This is a genomic window from Microbacterium sp. Bi128, from assembly GCF_918698205.1.
Window position 1 is genome coordinate 1 of sequence record NZ_CAKKMM010000706.1, and the last position, 2601, is coordinate 2601.

Below are 2601 nucleotides of genomic sequence, written 5' to 3' on the forward strand. Positions count from 1 at the left end.
GCGGACGGGCTGCGGACACTGCGTTTGGCGGGCATGAGAAAGTCCTGCGCCAGACCGTCATGGCGTTCAGGGCGGGGACGCAGCTGAGCGAGCACCAGAACCCCGGCGAGGCAACCGTGTTTGTGCTCCGCGGCTGCGTGCGCCTGCGGGCCGGCAACGAATCGTGGCAGGGCAAGACCGGCGATCTGCTGATCGTGCCCGAGGGGCTGCACAGCCTGGAGGCCGAGGAAGATTCGGCGATCCTCATGACCGTGGCGAAAATCAAGACCTGACGGCCCAGCCGCAGGCGGCGAGACCGGTCGAAGCCACTCCAGGGGCCGGATTACCGCAAGGAGCAGGACATGACTGTCATCCCTTTCGACGAGGTCCCAAAGACCCGGCGGTGGTGGGCCAGGGGGGCCTTCGCCGCAGTTGTCCTCGCGGTGGCTGTCCCGTTGGTGGCGGCGGGTTTGGCAGGCACTATTGCGCTGGTCACGACCGGCCTGGGCGCCGTGTTGGTGGCCGTGGCAGCGATCTACTGGTTCCTCATCAGCCGCGGTCTTCTGCGCTGGTTTGCGCTGGCGCTGGCGGTACTCGCACCCCTTGTGGTCGTGGCCCTCTACATCCAGGGGAGCCTGCTCCGGGAGGTGGCGATTGCCGCTGCGCTGGCATTCGTTGCCCTGGTCTGTGCCCGCGCCGCGCTCCGGGAAAGGAGTGAGGGCAAAGCCATGCCCGAGCACCCCGCCCCTGCCTGGCAGCATGCTTTCCTGGTGATGAATCCGCGTTCCGGCGGGGGCAAGGTGGTGAAGTTCGACCTCCAGCGGAAGGCGGAAGAACTCGGCGCCGAGGTGGCGCTTCTTGAGGGACCAGGACCGGTCGACGTCGACGCGTTGGCCCGGCAGGCCGTGGAGCGCGGGGCCGATCTGCTCGGCGTCGCCGGTGGGGACGGAACCCAGGCGCTGGTGGCCGGCATTGCGGCCGAGCACAACCTTCCGTTCCTGGTGATCAGCGCCGGCACGCGCAACCATTTCGCCCTGGATCTCGGGCTGGACCGCGAGGACCCGACAGGCTGCCTGGATGCCCTCCGGGACGGGGTGGAGCTTCACGTCGACCTCGGCAAGATCAACGGCCGCACCTTCGTCAACAACGCATCCTTCGGGGTGTACGCCGAGGTGGTGCAGAGCCCTGCGTACCGGGACGACAAGGCCGGTACCGTGCTGGAGATGCTTCCGGACCTGATCAGGGGCGATAAGGGTGCGCGGCTGCGGGCGCAGGCTGACGGGGAGACGGTGGACGGCCCGCAGGCGGTGCTGGTGAGCAACGGTCCGTACGGCAGCAATGACCTCGCCGGCCTGGGCCGCCGAACCCGGCTGGACCGCGGCGTGCTCGGCGCGGTGGCGATTTCCGCCGCCAACACCCGGGAAGCGGTTGGCCTGCTGCGCCGTGCCACGAAGCGCGGCCTGATCCAACGCACCGCGGCGGAGGTGGTGGTCGACGCCGACGTGCCCGATATCCCCGTCGGAGTGGACGGTGAGGCTCTGCTGATGAGCACACCGGTACGGTGCACCATCGAACCCCGCGCACTGCGGGTACTGGTTCCGCGGAACCGTCCGGGCGTCCCGCCGGCCCAACCGGCGCTGGATCTGGTCCGGCTCCGCGAGCTGGCGTGGGGCCGGCACGTATCTGCGCCGTCTGCGCCGTCGTCCGCCGTTCCTCCGCACGCCGGCGGGGGATCGTAGCCTCGGCGGGTCTGGCCTGGACCGTGTACGACGGCGACTAGTTGTGCCGTGCCCACAACTGCAGCCACACGAGCAGGCGCGTTTCGGCGTCGTCGAGGTCTATGCCGAAGAGCGGCTCCACCCGGGACAATCGGTACCGGACCGTGTTGACGTGCACATCCAGCGACTTGGCGGCGTCGATCGCGTTTCCGCCGCAGCTGAGGTAGGCGTAGATGGTGTCCTCGAAGGACTTCCTATGCTGTTCGTCGTACGCCGCGATGCTCAGCGCGTGCGATCCGGGCAGTTGGCCGGCGGCCGTCAGCGCCGAGACGAACTGACGCAGCAGCAGGCGCGAGCCGAGGGAGTCGTCGTCGGCCACGATGTCATCAGAATCGGCGGCGATGCGCCCCTCCGCGACGTTGCGCACAAGTTCGGACAAGACCAGTTCCGCGTTGACCCTGGAGTCCTCGAGCCGGTCGATCGTCGCCGCGGCGCCGAGCGCGGCCAGGACCGGGCGTGCGAGCAGCCGCCGCGCATTCTGCACAATCTTCAGAAGCGCGGTGCGCTGGAAGTGGCGTGAGGTTTCGGTGGTTTGCGGCAGGACGATGTACACGATGTTGTCCGAGAGCCCGCAGACGGCCGAGGGCAGCCGGATGGCGCAGGCGGTCCGGATGGTGTCGAAGAGCCGGAGGCGGGACTGCAGCGTTTCGGCCGCGATGGCCTCGGACGGCCAGACGCCCAGGGCCGCAACCCGGATCGACGGCGCCGAGATCCCGAGCCTGATGGCGGCCAGTTCGGCGCGTTTCGGATCGAACAGCAGCGGCTGGACGAGATCGATCTGGCGGGTCAGGTTCGAGACGTAGGTGGTCCGTTTGTGCAGGATGTGGAGCGCGGCCACGTTGGC

General features: G+C 68.8%; 3 protein-coding genes. 2 read left to right on the plus strand and 1 reads right to left on the minus strand.

What is annotated here, in order from left to right; genetic code table 11:
* The coding region (locus tag LQV45_RS25140) for a cupin domain-containing protein (RefSeq protein ID WP_230009343.1) at positions 1-272 on the plus strand (272 nt) is incomplete at its 5' end.
* A gap of 69 nt (positions 273-341) precedes the next feature.
* Positions 342-1718, plus strand: a complete 1377-nt coding sequence (locus LQV45_RS25145; protein ID WP_230009345.1) for a diacylglycerol kinase family protein — start codon at positions 342-344, stop codon at positions 1716-1718.
* A 37-nt stretch (positions 1719-1755) separates the two neighbouring features.
* Here LQV45_RS25145 and LQV45_RS25150 read toward each other — a convergent pair.
* Positions 1756-2601: CdaR family transcriptional regulator (locus tag LQV45_RS25150; protein WP_230009347.1), on the minus strand; the 846-nt coding region annotated here is incomplete at its 5' end.

Coding starts and splice junctions, on each gene's coding strand:
- LQV45_RS25145 (WP_230009345.1), top strand. CDS start 342: ATGACTGTCATCCCTTTCGACGAGGTCCCAAAGACCCGGCGGTGGTGG.